This is a genomic window from Aeromonas crassostreae, assembly GCF_054052445.1.
In genome coordinates this window covers 1-16,086 of sequence record NZ_JBSTYM010000029.1, presented here as the reverse complement: position 1 = coordinate 16,086, position 16,086 = coordinate 1, and the positions used below count along the sequence as shown (strand labels likewise).

The 16,086-nt window shown below is 64.6% G+C and carries 14 protein-coding genes; 12 read left to right on the top strand and 2 right to left on the bottom strand.

Annotation, left to right across the window (positions count from 1 at the left end; all coding sequences use genetic code 11):
* Positions 1-131: 131 nt before the first annotated feature.
* The 4 genes from ACW5W4_RS16975 to ACW5W4_RS16960 all read left to right on the top strand — a co-directional run bounded on the left by ACW5W4_RS16975 (position 132) and on the right by ACW5W4_RS16960 (position 3,882).
* Complete coding sequence (locus ACW5W4_RS16975; protein WP_427261997.1) at positions 132-797, top strand: GntR family transcriptional regulator; 666 nt, start codon at positions 132-134, stop codon at positions 795-797.
* 35 nt (positions 798-832) lie between these two features.
* Positions 833-2,635 (top strand): aminopeptidase P family protein, encoded by a 1,803-nt coding sequence (locus tag ACW5W4_RS16970; protein ID WP_456690168.1) that lies wholly within the window; start codon positions 833-835, stop codon positions 2,633-2,635.
* Between the two features lie 181 nt (positions 2,636-2,816).
* Positions 2,817-3,257, top strand: a complete 441-nt coding sequence (locus tag ACW5W4_RS16965; protein WP_456690185.1) for a GNAT family N-acetyltransferase — start codon at positions 2,817-2,819, stop codon at positions 3,255-3,257.
* A 160-nt stretch (positions 3,258-3,417) separates the two neighbouring features.
* Positions 3,418-3,882 (top strand): outer membrane lipoprotein, encoded by a 465-nt coding sequence (locus ACW5W4_RS16960; RefSeq protein WP_427262000.1) that lies wholly within the window; start codon positions 3,418-3,420, stop codon positions 3,880-3,882.
* Positions 3,883-3,942: 60 nt separating this feature from the next.
* Here the strand turns inward: ACW5W4_RS16960 and lysE are convergent, their stop codons facing one another.
* Together lysE and ACW5W4_RS16950 are read right to left on the bottom strand one after the other, a co-directional pair.
* On the bottom strand, positions 3,943-4,560 hold the full coding sequence (gene lysE, locus ACW5W4_RS16955; protein ID WP_456690167.1) for an L-lysine exporter: 618 nt from the start codon (positions 4,558-4,560) through the stop codon (positions 3,943-3,945).
* Positions 4,561-4,766: 206 nt separating this feature from the next.
* The gene (locus ACW5W4_RS16950; RefSeq protein WP_427262475.1) at positions 4,767-5,546 is read right to left on the bottom strand and encodes a LuxR family transcriptional regulator; all 780 of its coding nucleotides are present in this window, start codon (positions 5,544-5,546) and stop codon (positions 4,767-4,769) included.
* 59 nt (positions 5,547-5,605) lie between these two features.
* Here ACW5W4_RS16950 and ACW5W4_RS16945 point away from each other — a divergent pair, with 59 nt between their 5' ends.
* The 8 genes from ACW5W4_RS16945 to ACW5W4_RS16910 all read left to right on the top strand — a co-directional run bounded on the left by ACW5W4_RS16945 (position 5,606) and on the right by ACW5W4_RS16910 (position 15,969).
* Positions 5,606-6,241 carry an acyl-homoserine-lactone synthase gene (locus tag ACW5W4_RS16945; RefSeq protein ID WP_456690166.1) on the top strand — a complete coding sequence of 212 codons (636 nt, stop codon included), beginning with the start codon at positions 5,606-5,608 and terminating at the stop codon, positions 6,239-6,241.
* 194 nt (positions 6,242-6,435) lie between these two features.
* On the top strand, positions 6,436-7,335 hold the full coding sequence (locus ACW5W4_RS16940) for a LysR family transcriptional regulator ArgP (RefSeq protein ID WP_456690184.1): 900 nt from the start codon (positions 6,436-6,438) through the stop codon (positions 7,333-7,335).
* Positions 7,336-7,435: 100 nt separating this feature from the next.
* Complete coding sequence (locus ACW5W4_RS16935; RefSeq protein WP_456690165.1) at positions 7,436-9,472, top strand: exoribonuclease II; 2,037 nt, start codon at positions 7,436-7,438, stop codon at positions 9,470-9,472.
* A gap of 581 nt (positions 9,473-10,053) precedes the next feature.
* Positions 10,054-11,982 carry a PTS mannitol transporter subunit IICBA gene (locus tag ACW5W4_RS16930; RefSeq protein ID WP_456690164.1) on the top strand — a complete coding sequence of 643 codons (1,929 nt, stop codon included), beginning with the start codon at positions 10,054-10,056 and terminating at the stop codon, positions 11,980-11,982.
* 36 nt (positions 11,983-12,018) lie between these two features.
* Positions 12,019-13,161: a mannitol-1-phosphate 5-dehydrogenase gene (locus ACW5W4_RS16925; RefSeq protein WP_456690163.1), complete on the top strand. Its 1,143-nt coding sequence runs from the start codon at positions 12,019-12,021 to the stop codon at positions 13,159-13,161.
* Positions 13,162-13,221: 60 nt separating this feature from the next.
* Positions 13,222-13,743, top strand: a complete 522-nt coding sequence (locus tag ACW5W4_RS16920; protein WP_456690162.1) for an MltR family transcriptional regulator — start codon at positions 13,222-13,224, stop codon at positions 13,741-13,743.
* 129 nt (positions 13,744-13,872) lie between these two features.
* Positions 13,873-15,684 carry a cation:proton antiporter gene (locus ACW5W4_RS16915; protein WP_456690161.1) on the top strand — a complete coding sequence of 604 codons (1,812 nt, stop codon included), beginning with the start codon at positions 13,873-13,875 and terminating at the stop codon, positions 15,682-15,684.
* 36 nt (positions 15,685-15,720) lie between these two features.
* A complete protein-coding gene (locus ACW5W4_RS16910; RefSeq protein WP_427262468.1) occupies positions 15,721-15,969 on the top strand; it encodes a hypothetical protein in 249 nt (82 codons plus the stop codon).
* Positions 15,970-16,086: the final 117 nt, after the last annotated feature.

Below are 16,086 nucleotides of genomic sequence, written 5' to 3'. Positions count from 1 at the left end.
CAGCTGGCCGGTCTTTTTTTCGCCTCGCTGCGGCAATTCCCCCGGCCAGCCTTGCCATGGGCACGCCCGCGCGTTAGATTCAGCCACACTTTATACAATATACAATTTTGCAACCTGCCCCCGATGCCACCATGAGCCCGACCTACAAGACCCGCACCCAGATGGTGGCGGACAGCCTGAGGACCAGGATACTGCGGGGCGACTTCCCCGCCGGCGCCCCCCTGCGTCAGGACGCCATCGCCAGGGAGCTGGCGGTGAGCCGCATCCCGGTGCGCGAGGCCTTGATGCAGCTGGAGGCCCAGGGGCTGGTGAAGTTCGAGCCCCATCGCGGCGCCGTGGTCACCCGGCTGGATCCGGACTCCGTGGCCGAGCTCTTTTATTTGCGGGCCCTGCTGGAAGCCGATACCCTGTTCCACGCCGTCGACCTGATGACGGAGGAGACCTTCGTCAACGCCCAGGCCATTCTCGATCAGTTCGATGCCGCGCTCGCATCGGGTACCCAGGTCGAGCATTGGGCCGAGCTCAATCACAGCTTCCACGCCACCCTCTACCGGGCCGCCAATCGCCCCCAGGCGATGGAGCTGATCGCCCAGATCAATCTGAGTTGCGACCGCTACGTGCGCTTCGAGCTGCTGTTTGCCCAGAATGGGGTAGACAAGGCGGAGCGTGAACACGCCGAGCTGCTGGCCCTGTGCCGGGCGAGGCGCAAACACGAGGCCGCCGTCCTGCTCAAGCAGCACATACAGGCAGCCGGCCACTCCGTCGGCCACATGCTGAGCCGCGGCAAACCCGGCTGAACCCTCTCATCGACCAACCATCTGGCAATTACGACATGAACCATTTCGAGATCATTGCAGCCCGCGTCGCCCAGGTCAGGGCCACCCTGGCCCAGCAGGAGCTGGACGCCTTCATCGTGCCCCATGATGACGAACATCTGGGAGAATACATTCCGGCCCATGCCGAACGCCTCGCCTGGCTGACCGGGTTCAATGGCTCGGCGGGTCTGGCCATCATACTGCCCCAGCAGGCGGCCCTGTTCGTCGATGGCCGCTACACGGTACAGGCCAGATTGCAGAGCCCGGCCGAGACCTTTGCCTTCCTGCACCTGGTCGATGATCCCCACGTCGGCTGGCTCACTGAGCAGCTGGAGCCGGGCGCCCGGGTCGGTTTCGATCCCCGTCTGCACAGCCTGACCTGGTACCAGAACGCCAAGGCCCTGCTCGGCGAGCGCGGCATCGCGCTCGTCGCCGTCACCGACAACCCCATCGACCAGCACTGGACCGATCGCCCCGCCCCCGGCAAGCATCCGGTCATTCTCTACAGCGAGACGCTGGCGGGCCAGTCGAGCCAGGCCAAGCGTGAGCTGCTGGCCAGCGACCTGCGCAAACGCGGCCTGGATGCGGTGCTGCTGACCCAGGCCGAACCCATCAACTGGCTGCTCAACCTGCGGGGCCGCGACGTGGAGCGCCTGCCGGTAGTGCTGGGCTTTGCCGTGCTCTATGCCAATGCCAGCATGGATTTCATCGTCGATACCGACAAGCTGGACTGCATCGCCTTCAGCCAGCACGCGGGGCAGGATGTCTCCGTCTACCCCATCGACAAGCTGGGCGCCCTGCTCAGACGCATAGGGAGCGATCAGCAACGGGTGCTGGCAGACCCGAACAGCGCCAATGCCTGGACCCAGCTCACCATGGAAGAGGCGGGCGCCATCCTGGTGGCGGGCCAGGATCCCACCATGCTGCCCAAGGCATGCAAGAACGAGACCGAGCTGGCGGGCATGCGCGCCGCTCACCTGCGCGACGGTGTCGCCGTCACCCGCTTCCTCGCCTGGCTGGATCGGTTGATCGCCGCCGGCGAGTTCGACGGGGTGGACGAGGGCACCCTGGCCGACCAGCTGGAGACCTTTCGCAAGGAGCAAGAGCACTATGTCGAGCCGAGCTTCGACACCATCTCCGCGCTCGGCCCCAATGCCGCCATGTGCCACTATCGCCACACCAACGGGGTGCCGCGCCCCTTCGGCCAGGATGCCATCTATCTGGTGGACTCCGGTGGCCAGTATCTGGACGGCACCACCGACATCACCCGCACCGTCAAGGTGGGCGAGGTGAGCGCCGAGCACAAGGCCATGTTCACCCGGGTGCTGCAGGGCCACATCGCCCTGGATCAGGCCCGCTTCCCCCGTGGCACCTCGGGCATCCAGCTCGACGTGCTGGCCCGCATGCCGCTCTGGCAGGCCGGTTACAACTACGACCACGGCACAGGCCACGGGGTCGGCCACTTCCTGAGCGTGCACGAGGGTCCCCAGCGCATCTCCCCCAAGGGCAGCCTAGTGCCCCTGATGCCGGGCATGGTGCTCTCCAACGAGCCCGGCTACTACCGGGAGGACGCCTTCGGCATTCGCTGCGAGAACCTGGAGATAGTGGTCGAACTGCCCAGCCAGGGGGAGCTGGCCATGCTGGGCTTCGAGCGGCTGACCTATGTGCCGTTCGATACGCGTCTCATCGACCGCGACCTGCTGAGCCCGGCCGAGTTTCGCTGGATCAACGAGTATCATGCCGAGGTCTATCGCAGGCTGAGCCCGCTGCTGGAGGGCGAGGATCTCGCCTGGCTGGAGCAGGCCACCCGCCTCCTCTGAGGCAATGCCACTACCACAGGGCCTTCGGGCCCTGTTTTGTTGTGAGGCGATCGGCATCGCCCGCTCCCTTGAATCCCCTCCGGGCAGGGGCTACCCTTGCCGGCCGAGTGTCGCTCATCGGCGGCCCATTCACCGAGGAGATCCCGTGACCCCCATCCTTAGAGTCGCCACCCCGGCCGACATGCACGCCATCTGGCAGATAGAGCGCCAGGTATTCGGTGACGCCGTCTACCCCGACTTCTTCTTTCGCCAGGCCATGGATCTGTGGCCGGACTCGCTGCTGGTGGCCGAGCGCGATGGCCAGTTGCTCGGCTATGGCCTCGGCGGCGTGGGGCAAGAGGGCGCCCAGGGCTGGCTGCTCTCCCTGGCCGTGCTGCCCCAGGCCCGCGGCCTCGGCCTGGCCGCGGCCATCATCACTCGCCTGGAGCAGGCCCTGCTGGCACAAGGGTGCCGCCGGGTGCGCCTGACGGTGGATCCGGCCAACCCGGCCCGGCGCCTCTACCAGCGGCTCGGCTACCGCGAGCTGGCCCGGGATGATGCCTATTTCGGCCCCGGGGAAGCAAGATGCCTGCTCGAACATGCGCTCGTCCCCCAGGCGCAGGACACTCGCGACAGACCATGACGGGACCCCGGCGCCCCGGATGGCAAATATCCGGCCAGCCTCCTGATTGAATCCCTGCCATGGCACATACTTGGTTACACTTTTGGGGTGCCATCCTGGCGAAGAGAGGGGTAGAGTGGCCCCGAGAGCCCAATTTGTAGTCAAGTTCAGGAGAACCATCATGTTGCAACGACTGACCCTCATCCTCCTGCTGGCCACCGCCATCACAGGCTGTGCCAACAGCGACGTCTATTCCGGCGATGTCTACACCAAAGACAGGGCCAAGCAGGTGCAGACCGTCAACTACGGCACCATCCTCTCCACCCGTCCGGTCAAGATCCAGGCGGAGGAGAACTCCATCCTCGGCACCATAGGCGGCGGCGTGGTCGGCGGCCTGCTCGGCAGCACCATTGGCGGCGGCACGGGCCGCAGCCTGGCCACCGCAGGGGGCGCCATCGCCGGGGCCGCCGCGGGCAAGGCCGCCGGTGACAAGCTCAATCAGGTCGATGGCGTCGAGCTCGAGATCAAGCAAGACAGCGGCAACACCATAGTGGTGGTGCAAAAGGCCAGCCCCACCTTCGTGCCCGGCGCCAGGGTTCGCCTGACCCAGGGCAATGGCAGCGTCAACGTCGCCGTGGTGCCCTGATAACCCTACCCCACGAAAAAGCCCTCGCACTGCGAGGGCTTTTTGTTGTGCGCCGCCGCGCTAGGCCCCCAGGGCCCCCCTCGCCAGTTGCAGCGCCAGTCCGAGCATGATGAGACCGACCAGGGCGTCGATCACCCGTTGCACCCGACCCCGGGCCAGCCAGGGGGAGAGGGCCGCCGCCCCCAACGCCAGGCCGTAGAACCAGACCAGGGAGGCCAGCATGGCCCCCGCGGCGAAGGCGGGACGCAGGGGTTCGGCAAACTGGCTGCCGAGGGAACCCAGCAGCATCAGGGTATCCAGATAGACGTGAGGGTTGAGCAGGGTCACCCCCAGCGTCATGGCCAGCACGCTCTTGACCCCCATCAGCCGGGGAGAGTCCGCCAGGGCCTCCCCTTGGCCGCGCCAGGCACTGCCCAGGGAGCGCACCCCGAACCAGACGAGAAACAGCACGCCGCCCCAGGTCAGCAGCGCCAGCCCCAGCGGGCTCGCCGCCAGCAGGTTGGCACCGCCGAACACCCCTATCCCGATCAGCACGAGATCGCACAGGCAGCAGAGGGTCGCCGTCAGCAGGTGGTGGTTGCGATGGATGCCCCGGCTCAGCACGAAGGCATTTTGGGCTCCGATTGGAATTATCATGGCAAGGCCCAACAGGAAGCCTTGTAAACTGGTCGCCATCATGGTGCGAGTCCCTCACAGAAGATGGCGGCAGTATGGGGAAGACGAGAGATTAAGAGAAATTCATTAATTTTCTTGTTGATTCGAAAATTTAATAATTTGGGCGAACAAGGGTGACAGGGGGTCTTATGGCGCCGTCAATGGGCGACAGGGATGCGCCTGCTGCCACCTGTCCCGACGGATCTCGAGAGCGGCCTATGGGAAGGACGTCATTGCAGCTGGCGCGGGAAATTGGTGACCACCACCTCCTCCAGGTTGGGCAACAGTATGCCGCTGCTCACCCCCTTGGCGATGGCCTGATAGCGGTTGATGGAGTCTGTCTTGCGGGTCACCTGATTGAGGTGGTAGTTCACCGTGCGTTCCGTGATCCCGAGGATGCTGGCGATCTCGCTCGAGGTCTTGCCCTCGCTGGCCCAGGAGAGGCACTCGGTCTCGCGCATCGTCAACACCTCCTGTGCCCCCTCCCGCGCGCCGATCCGCACCGTGCGCAGGGCGGCATCGAAGATATAGGTCGACATCCAGGAGAGCACGGGGGAGGACTCCAGCAGCAGGTCGCTGGAGGCCCGCTCCCGGGTGATGAAGGAGAGAATGCCGCTCTCGCCGGTCGGCCCGTGCAGGGGGAAGGAGACGCCGTTGCGCAGGCCGAATTCCGCCGCCAGCCCCATCACGTCCAGGCTGCCCGCTTGCAGGAAGCGCGCCTTCTCGTCGAGCCGGTTCCAGTAGATGGGCAGGGTCTGCTGGCGGGCGAGTTGTATGATGGGGTCCCGAGCCAGCATGTGCTGCGCCGTGTAGGCCTGCACCCAGGAGTCGGGGCACTGGTTGAACAGCACCACCTTGGGGTGCTGCATCGACCTTGGCAGGATCAGGGCGAAGCGAAAGTAGTCGTATCCCATGGCGATGGCGAAGCGCCCGATCAGCCTGGACAATTGGTCCCCGTCCGTGGCCGTGGTAAACAGTTCGAGGTATTCGAGCAACTGAGTCTGTTTCATCTTGATCCCCTTCCCGAGGCCGAAATTATAGCGCCCTTCCTGACTCTGGAGTGATCCGTATGCGCATTTTCAAGGGAAAACTGAGGAAACATTGGGATAAAAACATAGAAAATTCGCTTTATGCGTTCAGAAACCGGATTTTCTTTGAAAGATTACGGTGGGATGTGGGATCAAGCCAGGGGCTGGAGCGGGACCACTTCGATGGCCCCGACACCCACTGGATCCTGATCGAGGATGATGCTGGCCTGTGTGGCTGCATCCGGCTGCTCAGCTGCGCCGCCGATTACATGCTGCCCACCTGCTTCCCCGCCGCCCTCGCCGGCGAGTCGCCGCCCCGTCGCCAGGATGTCTGGGAGCTGACCCGGCTCGCCATCGACGCCGCACGCGCCCCCCGACTCGACAACGGGGTGAGCGAGCTCACCTGCGTCATCTTTCGCGAGGTCCACGCCTTCGCCCGCGAACACCATATCCGCGAGATGGTCGCCGTGGTCAGCCTGCCGGTGGAGCGCATCTTTCGCCGCCTCGGCCTGCCCATCGAGCGGCTCGGCCATCGTCAGGCGGTGGATCTGGGGGCCGTGCGCGGCGTCGGGATCCGCTTCGCGCTGGACGAGCGTTTCGCCGCCGCCGTGCAGCGCCCCCTGCGCGGCGAGTACCGGGCTGCAGCCATAAAAAATCCCGGGAAGATCCCGGGATAAAACACTCATGCCATCTCCGATCCCACCCCACGCAGGAACGAGCGCAAAAGAGTATCACTACTAAACGCACGGCTGGCTACTGCCACTTCTGACAGGCGCTGCGCTCCGGCGCCCCTGTGGCGAGCCGCCCTTGTGCCGGATCGGCGCCAGCAGTAGAGTCGCTGCTTGAGTTGCATTGTTCATAAGGAAAGATGATGAAGGCCCTGGACTACAAGCTGCTGCTGGCGCTGGATGCCGTGATGCAGGAGCAGAACTTCGAGCGCGCCGCCCAGCGCCTGCACCTCACCCAGTCCGCCATCTCCCAGCGCATCAAGCAGCTGGAGCAGCAGTTTGCCGAGCCCCTCATCATCCGCGGCCAGCCGTTGCAGGCGACCCCCCTCGGCCAGAAGCTGCTGGCCCACTATCGTCAGGTGCGCCAGCTGGAGCTGGAGCTGGCCAACGAGCTGGCACCGGAAAGCCCTGAGGCGCCAATCCGGATCAGCATCGCCGTCAACGCCGACAGCCTGGCCACCTGGTTCCTGCCCGCCCTGGCGCCCTTGCTGGAGCGCCATCCCATAGAGCTCAATCTGCTGGTGGATGACGAGAGCCGCACTCTGGACAAGGTACGCGAAGGCCAGGCGTTCGGCGCCGTCAGCCTGCATCCCCAGGCCCTGCCCGGCTGCCGCGTCGATGAGCTGGGCACCATGTGCTATGTGCTGGCCGCCAGCCCCGCCTTCATCGCCCGTCACTTCCCCCATGGCCTGACGCCCCAGGCCATGGCCAAGGCCCCCGGGGTGGCATTCGATCCCCGTGATGACATGCACATCCGCTTCCTGCGCCGCGAGTTCGGCCTCGAGCCCGGCGGCTACCCCTGCCACACGGTGCACTCCTCCGAGGCCTTCGTCGCCATGGCGGAGCAGGGACTCGCCTACTGCCTGATCCCGGAATTGCAGATCAGGCCCCAGCTCGAGGATGGGCGCCTGCGGGATCTCTGCCCGGACAGACACCTGATAGAGACCCTTTACTGGCATCGCTGGCTGCTGGAGCGGGGGCTGCACAAACAGATATCCCAGCGCCTGATCGAGCAGGGCCGCCGGGCACTGCAACCCCGCTGACGGGGCCATTCACCTTGGCTTTGGAGGGGTAAAAACGTATAGTGCTGGGCGATCCTTCATCAGGTCTCCACCCAGGTTTTCCACTTCAGGTTCCTCACTTATGTTCCAAGACAATCCGCTGCTGGCCCAGCTCAAGCAACAAATCCGCGAAAACATCCCCAAGAAAGAGGGGGTGATCCGCGCCTCCGATCGGGGCTTCGGCTTCCTGGAGGTGGATGAGAAGACCAGCTACTTCGTGCCGCCCCCCTACATGAAGAAGGTGATGCACGGCGACCGGGTGAGTGCCCTGATCCGCACCGAGAAAGAGAAGGAAGTGGCCGAGCCGGACGCCCTGCTGGAGCAGGCGGTGACCCGCTTCGTCGGCCGCGTCAAGATGTTCCGCGACCGCCTCAACGTGGTGCCCGATCACCCCCTGATCAAGGATGCCATCAAGGCCCGCGCCAAGAAGGGGTTGGACGAGAAGTCCTTCAAGGAAGGGGACTGGGTGGTCGCCACCCTCAAGCGCCACGCCCTGGCGGACGGCAATTTCTCCGCCGAAATCATCGAACTCATCGCCGACAAGGACGATCACAACGTGCCCTGGTGGGTGGTGCTGGCGCGCCACAACCTGGCTCAAATCGAGCCGGCCGATCTGCCGGAGTGGAAGGTGATCGAGGAGGAGGAGCTGCCCCGCACCGACCTGACCAGCACCCCCTTCTTCACCATAGACGGCGCCAAGACCAAGGACATGGATGACGCCCTGGCCATCCGCAAGCTGGACAACGGCTGGGAGCTGCTGGTGGCCATCGCCGATCCGACCGCCTATGTGGCCGAGGGCAGCGAGCTGGACCAGGAAGCCGCCAAGCGCGCCTTCACCGTCTACATGCCGGGGCGCAACGTGCCCATGATACCGCGTACCCTCTCCGACGAGCTCTGCTCCCTGAAAGAGGGGGAGGAGCGCAACACCCTGTGCGCCCGTCTGCTCATCGCCGAGGATGGCCTGCTGCTGGAGGAGACCGAGTTCTTCGCCGCCCGCATCAATTCCCATGCCCGTCTCAGTTATGACGACGTCTCCGACTGGGCCGAGCACGGCAAGGCGCTGGACATAGACGCCGGCGTCCTGGCCCAGCTGCCCCTGATGAAGGCGATGACAGAGGCGCGCATCGCGTGGCGCACCGAGCACGCCCTGGTGTTCCCCGACCGTCCCGACTACGACTTCGAGCTGGGGGAGAACGGCGCCGTGCTGGCCATCCATGTGGAGCCGCGCCGCATCGCCAACCGCATGGTGGAAGAGTCGATGATCGCCGCCAACATCTGCGCCGGCCGCGTGCTGGGCAAGCAGGTGGGCTATGGCATCTTCAACGTCCACACAGGTTTCGATGAAGAGTCCCTCGACGGTGCCATCGATCTGCTGAAGACCGCAGAAGCGCCGTTCGAGAAAGAAGAAATCGCCAGCCTGTCCGGCTTCTGCGCCCTGCGCCGCTGGATAGACAGCCTGGATACCCGCTGGCTGGACGGCAAGATCCGCCGCTTCCAGAGCTATGCGCTGATGTCCGCCGAGCCGGGTGCCCACTACGGCCTGGGGCTGGATGCCTACGCCACCTGGACCTCTCCCATCCGCAAGTACGGCGACATGGTCAACCATCGTCTGCTCAAGGCCGTCATCGCCGGCAAGACCCCGGGTGAGCGCCCAAGCCAGGAGCTGACCGAGCACCTGACGGAATGCCGTCGCCTGCACCGCAGGGTCGAGCGCGACATCGGCGACTGGCTCTATGTCCGTTACCTCCAGGCCGCCGCCGGTACCGATCAGGTGTTCAACGCCGAGATCATCGACGTGATGCGCGCCGGCCTCAAGCTGCGCCTGCAGGAGAACGGTGCCGTGGTCTTCATGCCCGCCCGCCACATCCTGGACAACAAGGACAGGCTGGAGTGCAACTGGGACAACGGCCGCGTCTATCTGGACAAGACAGAGGTGGTCTATGAGCTTGGCCAGGTCATCGAGGTGACGCTGAGCGAGGCGGTGGAAGAGACCCGCTCCCTCATCGCCAAGCCCGCCGTCGCCCTGGTGCCGGGCCCGGCGCCTGAGGCGCCCGCTGCCGAGAAAGCAGAAACCGGCAGCACAGAGGCGGCGACCGACGCGGCCCCCAAGGCGGAATAAGCCAAGCCTCCCCTGCCGATGCCAAAAGCCCGCAATCTTGCGGGCTTTTTTGATCGCGGAAAGAGCGAGTCGCTCGAGCCTGCGAGCGGAAGGATCTGCCCGCAGAGGTGGCAGGCATCTGGGGATGACAACCTGAAAGTGGGTTACAAAATCAGCCAATCTTTACTGATTCATTGGCGATTAAGCATCAAATTTGGCTTATCCATCGTTGAAAGCCCGAGATCGCGGCCTTCATGACTTGCTCCATTTGAATACAAATCATGACTCTGTGATCACAATCACGTTGACACGGCGTTTGCGCAAACCGTGAAAGGTGATTTAGATCACACAAAAACGTGGGGCACGATGAAAAAGGGCGAAATGTAGCCGAGCTACAGCCAATGAATGTGATCTGCATCACGACGAAGGGAGGGGGGTAGTCCGGGTATTTGAGAGCTGGCTCACAAGACACCCCGTTTTCAGCCCAATTCGATGGCGAACTGGTAGATTGAAGTTGCTTAGACGACAGGGATGAGGGTTCGGCAAAACCCGTTATCCCGACTACCACTTTCAATCAAACAGGCTCAAAACGGGGTGCCGTCATGTTATCACCGGATACCAAAGTCAAGATACAGAATTTTGGACGCTTCCTGTCCAATATGGTCATGCCCAACATAGGGGCATTCATCGCCTGGGGCTTCATCACCGCCCTCTTCATTCCCACCGGCTGGCTGCCCAATGAAACCCTGGCCAAGCTGGTCGGCCCCATGATCACCTATCTGCTGCCGCTGCTGATCGGCTACACCGGCGGCAAGCTGATGGGGGGTGAGCGGGGCGCCGTGGTCGGTGCCATCACCACCATGGGCGTGATCGTGGGGACCGACATCCCCATGTTCATGGGCGCCATGATGGTGGGCCCCCTGGGTGGCTGGGCCATCAAGCGCTTCGACAAGGCGATGGAGGGCCGGGTCAAGAGCGGCTTCGAGATGCTGGTCAACAACTTCTCCGCCGGCATCATCGGCATGTTGCTGGCCATCCTCGCCTTCTTCGTGATTGGTCCCTTCGTCAAGGTGCTCTCCGGCGTGCTGGCGGCCGGTGTCGGCTTCCTGGTGGACAACCACATGCTGCCGCTGACCTCCATCTTCGTCGAACCGGCCAAGATCCTGTTCCTCAACAACGCCATCAACCACGGCATCTTCTCGCCGCTCGGCATCCAGCAGGCGACCGAGCATGGCAAGTCCATCTTCTTCCTGATCGAGGCCAACCCGGGTCCGGGTCTGGGTGTGCTGCTGGCCTACATGGTGTTCGGCCGCGGCGCCGCCAAGCAGTCCGCCGCCGGTGCCTCCATCATCCACTTCTTCGGTGGCATCCACGAGATCTACTTCCCCTACGTGCTGATGAACCCGCGCCTCATCCTGGCGGTGATCGCCGGCGGCATGACAGGTGTCTTCACCCTGACCCTGTTCAACGCGGGTCTGGTCTCCCCCGCCTCGCCGGGCTCCATCTTCGCCGTGCTGCTGATGACGCCCAAAGCCTCCCTCATCGGGGTGTTGCTCTCCATCGTCGCCTCCGCCACCGTCTCCTTCCTGGTCGCCGCCGTGTTCGTCCGTGCCCAGCAGCCGGAAGCCGACGAGGCCGATGCCCTGGGTGAAGCCACTCGCAAGATGAAGGCCATGAAGGGTGCCAAACCCGAGACCGCGGCGGCCAAGAAACCGGGCGCCGAGCTCAAGGCAGTACGCAATATCGTGGTCGCCTGCGACGCGGGCATGGGCTCCAGCGCCATGGGCGCCGGCATGCTGCGCAAGCGGGTAGAGGCCGCCGGGCTCGACATCAGCGTCACCAACCGCGCCATCGATCAGCTCGACGATCAGGTGGATTGGGTCATCACCCACCAGGATCTGACCGAACGGGCCCGTCGCCACGCGCCTCACGCCCATCACATTTCCCTCACCAATTTCCTCGACAACGGCCTCTATCAGGCGCTGGTGCAGGAGCTGAGCCAGACCCGGGCCGCCAACGACGACGTGGCCCACCCCCAGCTGCTGGTGGCCGCCAACGATGACAGCTACGAGCAGCAGGAACCGGAAGTGTTCACCCTGAGCCATCATGACATTCAGCTCGGCCTCAAGGCCGACAGCAAGGAGGCCGCCATCCGTACCGCAGGCCGGCTGCTGGCGGAACGTGGCTACGTGGAGCCCGACTACGTCAATGCCATGCTGGAGCGCGAGCAGCTGGTCTCCACCTACCTGGGTGAGTCCATTGCCGTGCCCCACGGCACCATAGCCGCCAAGGAGAAGGTGATCCGTACCGGCATCGTCATCTGCCAGTACCCGGCCGGCGTGGCCTTCGGCGAGGCCGCCGACGAGGTGGCGCGCCTGGTGATCGGCATCGCCGCCCGCAACGACGAACACATGCAGGTGATAACCCGCCTGACCAATGCCCTGGATGAACCGGGGATCATAGACCAGCTGGCCAGCACCCTGGATCCCCAGGCGTTCCTGGACCTGCTGGGCGGCGAACAGGCCGCCTGAACACTCGGCTCATCATTGGTTAAAGAGGTTGATATCATGAAAACATTGCATTTTGGCGCCGGCAACATAGGCCGTGGCTTCATCGGAAAACTGCTGGCAGACGCCGAGCATCAGGTCACCTTCGCCGACGTGAACGAGACCCTGATCGACCAGCTCAACCATCGTCAGGAGTACAAGGTTCACGTGGTGGGGGCGGATCAGAAGCTGGACGTGGTGCGCAACGTGGCCGCCGTCAGCTCCGCCGGGCACGAGGTGATCGCCCGCATCATCACCGCCGATCTGGTGACCACGGCGGTGGGCCCCAACATACTGGACAAGATTGCCAGCACCCTGGCCAAGGGGCTGCAGGCCCGCTTCGATGCCGGCAATCTGGCCCCCCTCAACGTCATCGCCTGCGAGAACATGGTGCGGGGCACCAGCCACCTCAAGCAGGAGGTACTCAAGTACCTGCCGGTCGCGTATCATGCCACCCTCGAATCCTGCGTCGGCTTCGTCGACTCGGCGGTGGATCGCATCGTGCCCCCCGCCGCGGCCAACGACGACCCCCTGGAGGTGACGGTGGAGAGCTTCAGCGAATGGATCGTCGACCAGACCCAGTTCAAGGGGGCGCTGCCCCAGGTGGCGGGCATGGAGCCCACCGACAACCTGATGGCCTTCGTCGAGCGCAAGCTGTTTACCCTCAACACGGGACACAGCATCACCGCCTACCTCGGCAAGCTGATGGGCTATCGCACCATCCGCGAGGCGATCGAGGATCCGGTGATCCGCAGCAAGGTGCGCCGCGCCATGGAGGAGAGCGGGGCCGTGCTGGTGAAACGCTATGGCTTCGACCCGCGTCTGCACGCCGCCTATATCGAGAAGATCCTGGCCCGTTTCGCCAACCCCTATCTGGTGGACGAGGTGGACAGGGTCGGCCGCCAGCCCCTGCGCAAGCTGGGCCCTCAGGATCGCCTGATCAAGCCCCTGCTCGGCACCCTGGAATACGGGCTGCCAAACGAGGGATTGCAGGAGGGCATCGCCGCCGCCCTGCGCTACCAGGATGACCAGGATCCCCAGGCCCGGGAGCTGCAGGCGGCCATCGAGGCCGACGGCGTGGCCGCGACCCTGGCCAGGGTATCGGGACTGGACCCGGTCCACCCCCTGGTCGCCGCCATCGCCGCCCGCTACCAGGCACTCTAACCGGACTCACAGGGAGGGCCTTGCCCTCCCTGCTCACGACTAGCTGGACCCTATCGATTTATGACCACACACCAGGAAGATGAGGTACTGGAACGGCTCAACGAGCAGGATGGCCCGCGCGGCTTCTTTCTCGAGGTCGTCACCCTCCTGGAAGAGGCGGTAGACTCCCTGATGCGACGCGCCTTCCGCCAGGAGGAGTACGCCGTCAAATACGCCATCGAACCCCTGCTCAACCAGAGCGGCCCCCTCGGCCAGATAGAGGTGCGCCTCAAGCTCATCTTCGCCCTCGGCCTGGTCTCTCTCGAGCTCTATCAGGACATAGAAGCCTACCTCAAGGCCCGGGATGCCCTGGTGCGCGACCCCAAGGATTACCGCTTCAGCGACAAACCGGTGCGCGACCTGCTCGAGCGGCTGCACGGCATCAACCGGACCGGCCTCCAGGAGCTGATCCCCCCGGCCACGGAAGAGGATTGGGCCTTCTATCAGATGCAGCTCGCCCGCCAGGATCAGATGGTACGATCCTCCCTGATGCTCGCCGTCGCCCACTGCGTCGGCGAGCTTCACAAGGAGAGTCCCATCTGACCCGATTGCGCCGGATACTGCCGTATCATGGCGCCCCCCACCTCAGGCCCTTGTCTCATTCCAGTTAGAGTGTCAGGCTGACATCTATTCACCCTGGCATGCCCTTTCCACTCCCTTGACGAGGTACTCATGACCGCACTCTCTCTGGCGGGGATCGCACTGATCTCTCTGCTGGCCCAATGGCTGGCCTGGGCCTTGCGGGTTCCCGCCATCCTGTTCCTGCTGCTCACCGGCCTGACCCTGGGCCCCGTGACCGGCGTGCTCGACCCGGATCTACTGCTCGGCGACCTGCTGTTCCCCCTGGTCTCGCTGTCGGTGGCCATCATTCTGTTCGAGGGGGCCCTGACCCTGCACCTGACCGAGCTCAAGGGGATCGGCAAGGTGGTGCGCAATCTCTGCTCCATCGGCATGCTGACCAGCTTCGCCGTCATCGCCGCCGCCAGCTACTGGTTGCTGGGGCTGGACTGGCGGGTCGCCATGGTGCTCGGCGCCGTGCTGGTGGTGACCGGGCCGACAGTGGTGGCCCCCATGCTCAACGTGATCCGTCCCACCCGGGAGGTGGACAAGATACTGCGCTGGGAGGGGATCGTCATCGACCCCATCGGCGCCCTGTTTGCGGTATTGGTGTTCGAGGCGGTGCGCCTCGGCAGCCAGGGCAACCTGATCAGCCACACCCTGCTGGCCCTGGCCAAGACGGTGGGGGTGGGCACCCTGATCGGGGTGGCGGCAGGCTGGATCACCACCTTGCTCATTCGCAAGGACTGGCTGCCGGTCAGCCTGCACAAGTTCGGGGTGCTGGCCCTGGTGCTGGTCACCTTCAGTCTCTCCAACTGGCTCAGCCACGAGTCCGGCCTGCTGGCGGTCACCGTGTTCGGCATCTGGCTCGCCAACCAGGACGGGCTGGATCTGGAGGAGGTGCTGGCCTTCAAGGAGGATCTCGCCGTCATCCTCATCTCCTCCCTCTTCATCCTGCTGGCGGCCCGCCTCGATCTGGCCCAGCTGTGGCAGCTCGGCCCCATGGTGCTGCTGTTGCTGTGCGTGGTGCAGTTCGTGGCGCGCCCGCTCTGCATCCTGGTCTCGACCTGGGGCTCGGATCTCTCCTGGCAGGCCCGCGCCCTGCTCGGCTGGATAGCGCCACGGGGCATAGTGGCGGCGGCGGTCAGCGCCTCCTTCGCCATCAGCCTGGGGGAAGCCGGGATCCCGGATGCGGGCAAGCTGGTCCCCCTGGTGTTCGCCGTCATCATCTCCACCGTGGTGCTGCAGAGCCTCACCTCGGCTCCGTTGGCGGGCTTGCTGCGCATGCGCCAACCCACCCCCAACACCTGGCTGCTGATCGGCGCCAACTCGGTGGCCCGGGCCGTCGGCAAGGCCCTGGCGGATCAGGGGGTCCCCGTCTATCTGTCGGATCCGGCCTGGGAAAACTGCAAGCTGGCCCGCATGAGCAACCTGCCCTGCTATTTTGGCAATCCGCAATCGGAACATGCCGAGCTGCACCTGCCCCTCACCAGCATCAGTACCGTGCTCGCCCTCTCCCCGAGCCGCCACAACAACGCCCTCGGGGTGCTCCATTTCGCCCACCTGTACGGGGAGGAGAAGGTCTACTCCCTGCGCTCGAGCGATCAGCACGGCAAGGCGAACCGGGAGAGCGCCACCTTCCGCGCCCGCCAGCTGCTGTTTGGCGGTGACGTCAACTTCGCCCGCCTGAGCGGCCTGCTGGCCCGCGGGGGCCAGATCAAGGCGACCCGCCTCTCGGAGACCTTCGACTGGTCGGCCTACCAGGCAGCCAACCCGGGGGCCATCCCCCTGTTCGTGCTGGATGCGAGGCAACAACCCAGGGTGGTCACCGGCCCCATCCAGCCGGGGGCGGGGGAGCTGGTCGTGGCACTGCAACCGGCCAGGGAGAGCGCACACCGGGGCGAGCCAGGCCCGGGCAAGGACTAGACTTGTCATTGAACCGCTTCGCCAGAGGAGGCAACCATGACAGTCAACGAGCTACGCCAGCTCTATCGCCAGCAGGGCATACACGAGGCAGAAATCATCCATGATGCCGTGTTGCCGGGCTGGATCGTCGAGTTTCGCGGGGAGGGGGGACGCCTGTTCGAGCTGACCGACAGCTTCGGCCTGCCCCTCAGCTTCGGCACGGTGGAAGAGGCGCGCGAGCACATCCACAAGGTGGCCGACTGCCCGATCCAGGTCGAGCACCTCTACCACTTCTTCGAACGCTGACCCCCAGCAAGCAAGACCCCGCCGAGGCGGTAATGCCAGTCAGTTAAGGCTGACTGGCATTGTTTTTATTGGCTTTTTTCACACTGTACTTCTGTGGTCTTGGCTTCACGCAGCGAG

Bases quoted from the DNA above. Each gene is read 5' to 3' on its own strand.
- ACW5W4_RS16975 (WP_427261997.1), top strand. From the start codon at position 132: ATGAGCCCGACCTACAAGACCCGCACCCAGATGGTGGCGGACAGCCTG.
- ACW5W4_RS16970 (WP_456690168.1), top strand. From the start codon at position 833: ATGAACCATTTCGAGATCATTGCAGCCCGCGTCGCCCAGGTCAGGGCC.
- ACW5W4_RS16965 (WP_456690185.1), top strand. From the start codon at position 2,817: ATGCACGCCATCTGGCAGATAGAGCGCCAGGTATTCGGTGACGCCGTC.
- ACW5W4_RS16960 (WP_427262000.1), top strand. From the start codon at position 3,418: ATGTTGCAACGACTGACCCTCATCCTCCTGCTGGCCACCGCCATCACA.
- lysE (WP_456690167.1), bottom strand. From the start codon at position 4,560: ATGATGGCGACCAGTTTACAAGGCTTCCTGTTGGGCCTTGCCATGATA.
- ACW5W4_RS16950 (WP_427262475.1), bottom strand. From the start codon at position 5,546: ATGAAACAGACTCAGTTGCTCGAATACCTCGAACTGTTTACCACGGCC.
- ACW5W4_RS16945 (WP_456690166.1), top strand. From the start codon at position 5,606: ATGCGCATTTTCAAGGGAAAACTGAGGAAACATTGGGATAAAAACATA.
- ACW5W4_RS16940 (WP_456690184.1), top strand. From the start codon at position 6,436: ATGAAGGCCCTGGACTACAAGCTGCTGCTGGCGCTGGATGCCGTGATG.
- ACW5W4_RS16935 (WP_456690165.1), top strand. From the start codon at position 7,436: ATGTTCCAAGACAATCCGCTGCTGGCCCAGCTCAAGCAACAAATCCGC.
- ACW5W4_RS16930 (WP_456690164.1), top strand. From the start codon at position 10,054: ATGTTATCACCGGATACCAAAGTCAAGATACAGAATTTTGGACGCTTC.
- ACW5W4_RS16925 (WP_456690163.1), top strand. From the start codon at position 12,019: ATGAAAACATTGCATTTTGGCGCCGGCAACATAGGCCGTGGCTTCATC.
- ACW5W4_RS16920 (WP_456690162.1), top strand. From the start codon at position 13,222: ATGACCACACACCAGGAAGATGAGGTACTGGAACGGCTCAACGAGCAG.
- ACW5W4_RS16915 (WP_456690161.1), top strand. From the start codon at position 13,873: ATGACCGCACTCTCTCTGGCGGGGATCGCACTGATCTCTCTGCTGGCC.
- ACW5W4_RS16910 (WP_427262468.1), top strand. From the start codon at position 15,721: ATGACAGTCAACGAGCTACGCCAGCTCTATCGCCAGCAGGGCATACAC.